The organism is Paenibacillus sp. EPM92 (genome assembly GCF_016586185.1).
GTDB lineage: Bacteria > Bacillota > Bacilli > Paenibacillales > NBRC-103111 > Paenibacillus_G > Paenibacillus_G validus.
In genome coordinates this window covers 134,494-141,113 of record NZ_BCPS01000054.1, presented here as the reverse complement: position 1 = coordinate 141,113, position 6,620 = coordinate 134,494, and the positions used below count along the sequence as shown (strand labels likewise).

The following is a 6,620-nucleotide window of genomic DNA, read 5'->3' as shown; positions in this document are numbered from 1 at the left end:
CTCCTTCGATTTTTTCAATAAATACCGAGCCAATCCCCTGTACACCGTACGCGCCCGCCTTATCTAAAGGATCACCAGTTTTTACATACGCCCAAATCTCTTCATCGCTCATCGGTCTAAAAGTTACCTTACTGACGGTGTGACCAACAATTATTTCCGGTCGACCGTCTGGCGACTCAGATATGATACGATACTGACCAATGTCTCCAAGGTGCATTGTGGTGTCATAGTCCCCGGCCTTGTCCAGTGGTTCGCGGGTTGCGATATATCGGCGGATCCGCTCATCCGACATCGGCTTCATCCGGACGACGGTGCGCTCGTGGGCCACGCTCGTCCGTCCGTCGGCAAGTCCGATGCAAGCGACGCCGCTGTACACCTCATGCTCGCGTCCTTGCAGCCGTTTCAGCATCCGGAAAGCGTCCTCTTCGTCGCGCGGCTTGCCGAGCACGTTCCCATCCAACACAACGATCGTATCGGAACCGACAATGACGCCGTCCTCCGCTTGGGCAGGTTCTCTCTCATAACGTTCGTAGATCGCCCTCGCTTTGCGTTCGGACAACTCTTCTACGATTTGCGACGGCGTCCTTCCAGGGTCCGTCGTCTCATCGACATCGCTGACTTCGATCCGATACGGAAGCGACAAAGAGCTTATTAATTGTTGCCGCCGCGGCGACGATGAAGCCAAAATGACGATTTTTGTCGTCGTAATCGACATAAAACGATCCCCCGCTTCGAATTTTTAATAAGGTAGCCGTTTCTTACAGTTTCCTAAAAGTCCAAAAGCCCGCCGCCAATCCGGCAATGCTGATCAGGTTAAGTCGGATATGAAAATCGAGGTAGTACCGGATGACGAGCAAATCCGCCTTCGGCTGCCAGGAGAGCTCGACCGACCTGGTCAAAAAGGCAAGTACGGAATAAGCCGACAATAACTGCCCGATGAGCGTTCCCGCAATGAGACCGACAAGCAGCAATAGAATGAGGGTAAACGTATTTTTTTTCAAGATATAGGTTACCTCTTTCGGGAAAATATTAACCCGTGCTGTCTGATTTTTATACGTCAGGGCCATTCGTTATTATACCATATTTGGAAGAGGCGGGCTGTTTTTTGTTGGAGGATGTTACCAGCTTACAGTGCTCATAAAAGCCTGTAGAATAATGACGGAAAGGGGGGGACCGGATGGCACAACGTTGGCTTCGAGCCGCACTTGTTGCGTTATGCGTCTGGACGCTGCCCGGACAAGCCTCGGCGGCGACCGTGGTCGTCGATCCGGGGCATGGAGGTTACGATCCGGGCGCGATCGGCGTGAACGGACTGCAAGAGAAAGTTGTCAATCTGGACATTTCCCGTAAATTGCGCGATTTGCTTGAACAACGCGGCTACGATGTGCGCATGTCCCGCGACTCCGACGTTTATTTATCGCTGAGCGAGCGGGTCGCCTTCGCCAAAAACCAAAACGCGGATTTGTTCGTATCCATCCATGCGAATTCGTACTCGAATCCGTCCACTCGAGGCGCCATGGTTCTCTACTACGATGATGCTTATCCCCAAGCCAGTTATCCGGCCAGCGCGGAGATGAGAGCGCTGACCTCCGAAAGCCGCGAGCTCGCCAGGAAGGTGCTGGACAGCTTCGTTGCAACCGTCGGCGGCGAAGACCGCGGTCTGGTGCCGAGCGCCGTGTACGTCGTTCGGTCGGGTAATATTCCCAGCGTGCTGGTCGAGACGGCGTTTCTGTCGAACTCCGCGGATGCGGCGCTGCTGGCGAACGATTCGGCTCGTCTGACGATGGCGGAAGGAATCGCCAAGGGCATCGAGGCGTATCTGCCGCCGAATCTAACCTTCCCCGATACGCGCGGCCATTGGGCGCGCGAAGCGATCCAGCGCCTCGCGGATCAAGCCATCGTGACCGGCACCGGCAAGCGCTTCGAACCGGCACGTGCGCTGACGCGAGCCGAGTGGGTGACGCTGCTCGGCCGCTTGTTCGACCTGGACGCGGCCGCGGCTGAGAACCCGGCTTGCGCAAGCGGCGCCGCAGCGACGGTCGCACAAGCCGTGTATGACGCGGGCGGCTGCCGCAGCGACGCGACGAAGAAAGGCGCGTCCGGCTTCCGCGACGTGACGGCGGGGCACTGGGCTTACGCCGCGCTGGATCAGGCTGTGAAGGCCGGCCTGCTGGACGGCTACCCCGACGGCACGCTGCGACCGGACAACCCGGTCAGTCGCGCCGAGGTAGCCGCCCTGTTCCAGCGCTTGGCCAAGCCTGCGCCGGCGGACAGCGTCCGCCAGCCGTTCCGCGACGTGCCCGGGGACTACTGGGCGGCGGAGGCGATCGCGGCGCTGAAAGCGAGCGGCTTCATTGACGGCGTTACCGCAACCGAATTTGCGCCGGAGCGCGCAATGAACCGGGCGGAGGCCGCAGCGCTGATCGACCGTTATAAGAATCCCAAATAACGGCCAGTCCGATAAAATCCGATGTTCCCTGGTCAGGGAGCATCGGATTTTTCTAGTTAAACCAACCTTTTTTTCTAAACCAGGTAAACATGCCAAAACCGATGGCGAACATCAGCGCCAAAACGATAAAATAGCCCCACTGCCATTTTAACTCGGGCATGTTCTCAAAGTTCATGCCGTAAATGCCCGCAATGAAGGTTAAAGGCATGAAGATGGTCGTAATAACGGTTAAAGTTTTCATAATCGTATTCATCCGGTTTGAATTCAGCGAGATGTAGCTATCCCGCATATCGGCCGTTACATCCCGGTTGGAGTCAATCATCTCGGACAGCTTCAGCAGGTGGTCATGGACATCCTTGAAGTAAAACAAATGTTCCTTGATGCCTTCAATACGTTCGGAATTAATGACCCGGTACAGAAGATCGCGCATAGGTACAATCGTTCGCCGAAGCTTTAACAATTTGGAGCGGATTTCGAAAATATCGTCCATTAACGCCTGGATCGATTCCGACCTAACCTTATTCTCGATATCGTTCAGCTGATCTTCGATTTGATAAACACTGGGGAAATATTGATCCACCAGCTTGTCCATAATGAGGTAAGCCGCATAAATGGGGCCTTGGTCAACGCCTTTATTCTGCCCGCTGATCTTGGCCCAGGCATCCTCCACTTCCCTCGCAGGGTTCAAATGGAAGGTGACGACAAAGTTGTTTCCTAAAAATAAATCCACTTCCTCGGCGGCAAGTGTTTGGGGATGAATCGCGTGCATGACGAAAAAATGCACATCCTCATAATGATCTAATTTAGGCCTTTGCAGCAAATGGAAGCAATCTTCGACGGCAAGCGGGTGAAAATGAAAATGACTTTCTAAAAGTTTCGCTTCCTCTTCGGTTGGATCATTAAAGTCGACCCAATACCAACGAATATCGGCATCTGCAAGACGGTTTAATGAAACGTCCTCCATCACTTGCAAATCGTAGGTTACCGCTAATGAACGAATCATGAATAACTCCTTGGTCATTCGGTTTGTTGGTATAGTTCTGAGTATACCATAATCTTATTCTTTGCAAATGATTCGTCCCTACACCTGCAAACGCAGAAAGAAGAGCTCCTTACCGGAGCCCTTCGAGGAAGATATATTCGTGTTTTTGCCACAGCTGATCTTGCGATACAGAAACCGTTCGTGCTTCCCGACCTGAGTTCTACGGCAGCGCGATCGCCTTGAGCAGCTCTTTCTCAGCTACCAGGTACTGCATCAGCGACGTTTGCGCCTGCCATATGAACGCGGCGGAGGGGTTCTTCTTGTACTCCTCCATAGAGGCGACGGCCGTATTCAAGGCGCTGTTCATCTTGGGCAGCGCCGCCTTGCCCGCCTCGCCGAGCCCGTCGCTGACGGAAGCGGCCGATTGCGACCAGCTTTGGTGCGTCGTCTTGATCGTCTGCAGCGCCTTCTCGTCCAGCGCGCCGGCCGTCTTCTCGCCGGCGTGAACGGCCGTTTGTGCCGCGATGAGCTGCACCAGCTTGGCGCCCTGATTCATGTAGGCGCCGAATATATCGGTTTGCTTGCCGTTCCAACGGATTTTGGATACCGCCGGAATGTCGTAAGGCTTTAGCATCACGTCGATATCCTGGGCCTCGTAGACTTGCGAAAGCCCCAGAGCTTCATCACGGCCGGACGCCATACCGACATAGACCGTATGTTTGTCTCCCGCCTCGCTCACTGCGGCAAGACCTTTCTTGCGGAAGTCGGCCACCGCCGTCTCCGCGCTCTGCGCGGTGCTGAACACGCCGCCCTGCAGAAACGTATAGCTGGCAGCCGGCAGCGCGATCGCAACGCCGTCCGCGACCGCAGCCGGCACCGAGGCGCCTGCAGGCGCAGCTGCCTGCGTCCCCGTTCCGCTGCCGGAGGCGTCCGCTTTGTCCCCGTTCTGCGGCTGCGCCGCGCCGCCTGCCGAGGCTTGCGCCTGCGTCGGGTCGGCGGTCGTGCCGCTCCCTTCGCCGCCGGAGAACATCGACAGCACCAAAAAACCGAAGGCGACGCCCGTAATAACCGCTCCGGCCACCGAAGCCGTAATTTTCAAGAACGAGCCGCCCCCCGGCGCCTTGGAGTAATGTACATGATCATCCACGATCACCCCTCGGTGGGAGCGGCGGCCTCCGGACGGCCTCGGCTCGCGTTCGAAATAGCCTGTCTCCGGATCGGCGGCGGGTCCGCCGGCAGAGCGAATGATCTGCTCGACGCGCTCCGTCTCCAAATCGAAAGAGCTTTGCCAACCCCCAAAATCGGTCGTAAAATCGTTAAGCGGCTTCACGCTTGGCGAAGAGAACTCACTCCGGCCCGCAGGCTTTACCGACGTTCGGGACGTCCGGGAGGGAGCCTGTCCCGTATGGAACGGCGTCCCCCCGTTCGTTTCCGTACCGCTGCCGAACCGCGCTCCCGCTTCCCCGCGCCTCCCCGCCTTATCGTCCAAACCAGTTTCCGTCTCCGTCTCCGTCCAAGCCTCAGACCCGTGCAACGGAACCTCGGCGCGTTGAGTTTCGGGCTCTTGCACCACACGATACTCTTCCGCATGCAGCGGAATCACTTTGACTTCCCTGCGCGGGGAAGAATCATCCTGCCGGCGTTCATGCGAAAATCGAAACGTCATTTTGGCTTTATTCATTGCTCCTACTCTCCCTTGTCCGGTTTCGTGTTACTAGACTATGAGAGTCGGACACGAAATAGAACAAAAAAACTCCGATTTCCTTCAAGCTTGCAAGGAATCGGAGCCTCTCTTCGCAGTACTATGAACTTTGCCGTTCTTCCAATGCTTTGGCGAGACCCGCCGCCGCTTTCCAAATGTCCCCCGCGCCCATCGTCAGCACCAAGTCTCCAGGCTGCACCGCATGGGACAAATACGCCTGAACCTCTTCCTTCGTCGGGATGTAACGCACGTTCCGATTGCTGTTCTGCTTAATCAGTTCCACGAGCTTGGCCGAGGTTATGCCTTCGATCTGTTTTTCGCCTGCCGGCGAGTAAATGTCCGTAATAATCACTTCGTCAGCCTCCGGAAACGAGCGGCTGAACTGCTCGAACAAGAAGTACGTGCGCGTATAACGCTGCGGCTGAAACACCGCCACAATGCGCTTGCCCGTCGCCTTCGCCGCTTGAATCGTCGCTTCGATCTCCGTCGGATGATGCGCATAATCGTCGATCACGAGCATGTCGTTCACTTCGCCGAGCACTTGAAAGCGCCGCTTCGCGCCGCGGAACGAAGGAATCGCTTCCGCCACCTGCTCGAACGACAGCCCCGCTTCCATGCAGGTGATCAGCGTGGCGAGCGCGTTATACACGTTATGCTTGCCCGGGACCGACAATCGAATCGTACCGAGCGTCCGGCCGCCGCGCACGACGTCGAACGAAACTTTACGGTCGCCGAGATCGATGTTGCGCGCGACGACGTCCGCTTCCGAATCGATCCCGTACGTGATGACCTCGCTTTGGATGTTCGGCATCATTTCCAGCAAATACGGATCGTCCTTGCAGATGACGGCTTTACCTTGCGGCTTCACTTGGCTAAGAAATTGCGCATACGCTTTTTTCAAATTTTCAAAGTCACCGTCGTAGTTTTCCAAATGATCCGCTTCGATATTGTTCACCAAAGCGATCAAAGGCTGATATTGAAGAAACGATCCGTCGCTCTCGTCCGCTTCGGCCACGACGTAATCGCCTTTACCGGCCTTCGCGTTGCTGCCGACGTTCAGAATTTCCCCCCCGATAATGAAGGTCGGATCTTGCCCGCACTGTTCAAGCACGAGCGCAATCATGGAGGACGTTGTCGTCTTTCCGTGCGCGCCTGCTACGGCAATCCCTTTCTTCGCATTCATCAGCTGCGCGAGCATTTGGGAACGGTGAAGAATCGGAATGTTCAATTCCTCAGCCGCCAGCATTTCCACATTATCTTTGGACAGAGCGGTCGAGTAAACGACGACGTCTGCGCCTTTCACATTTTGCGCTTCGTGCCCGATGAACACTTGCGCTCCCTTGGCTGCGAGCTTTTCCGTAAGCTCGGCTTGCGCCAAATCAGATCCCGAAACTTGGTAGCCCATTTCCAGCATCACTTTGGCAATGGCACTCATACCATACCCGCCGATGCCGATAAAATGGATGTGCTCCGATGTATTCACGCCC

The 6,620-nt window shown here is 55.9% G+C and carries 6 protein-coding genes; 1 reads left to right on the top strand and 5 read right to left on the bottom strand.

The window, feature by feature from the left end; genetic code table 11:
- The coding region (locus tag JMF85_RS10875) for a Maf family protein (protein ID WP_201318173.1) at positions 1-715 on the bottom strand (715 nt) is incomplete at its 3' end.
- 43 nt (positions 716-758) lie between these two features.
- Positions 759-1,001 (bottom strand): DUF4321 domain-containing protein, encoded by a 243-nt coding sequence (locus JMF85_RS10870; RefSeq protein WP_127607803.1) that lies wholly within the window; start codon positions 999-1,001, stop codon positions 759-761.
- Positions 1,002-1,177: 176 nt separating this feature from the next.
- Here JMF85_RS10870 and JMF85_RS10865 point away from each other — a divergent pair, with 176 nt between their 5' ends.
- Complete coding sequence (locus JMF85_RS10865; protein WP_141334307.1) at positions 1,178-2,449, top strand: N-acetylmuramoyl-L-alanine amidase; 1,272 nt, start codon at positions 1,178-1,180, stop codon at positions 2,447-2,449.
- Positions 2,450-2,501: 52 nt separating this feature from the next.
- On the opposite strand, the gene corA is transcribed toward JMF85_RS10865, so the two are convergent.
- The 3 genes from corA to murC all read right to left on the bottom strand — a co-directional run bounded on the left by corA (position 2,502) and on the right by murC (position 6,616).
- Positions 2,502-3,452, bottom strand: a complete 951-nt coding sequence (gene corA, locus JMF85_RS10860) for a magnesium/cobalt transporter CorA (RefSeq protein WP_127607799.1) — start codon at positions 3,450-3,452, stop codon at positions 2,502-2,504.
- 199 nt (positions 3,453-3,651) lie between these two features.
- Positions 3,652-5,112: an SPOR domain-containing protein gene (locus tag JMF85_RS10855; protein ID WP_127607797.1), complete on the bottom strand. Its 1,461-nt coding sequence runs from the start codon at positions 5,110-5,112 to the stop codon at positions 3,652-3,654.
- Positions 5,113-5,233: 121 nt separating this feature from the next.
- Positions 5,234-6,616, bottom strand: a complete 1,383-nt coding sequence (murC, locus tag JMF85_RS10850) for a UDP-N-acetylmuramate--L-alanine ligase (RefSeq protein ID WP_201318172.1) — start codon at positions 6,614-6,616, stop codon at positions 5,234-5,236.
- Positions 6,617-6,620 lie beyond the last annotated feature (4 nt).

What these genes read in the sequence shown, in the direction of transcription:
- corA (WP_127607799.1), bottom strand. Translation starts at nt 3,452, where the DNA reads ATGATTCGTTCATTAGCGGTAACCTACGATTTGCAAGTGATGGAGGAC.
- JMF85_RS10855 (WP_127607797.1), bottom strand. Translation starts at nt 5,112, where the DNA reads ATGAATAAAGCCAAAATGACGTTTCGATTTTCGCATGAACGCCGGCAG.
- JMF85_RS10865 (WP_141334307.1), top strand. Translation starts at nt 1,178, where the DNA reads ATGGCACAACGTTGGCTTCGAGCCGCACTTGTTGCGTTATGCGTCTGG.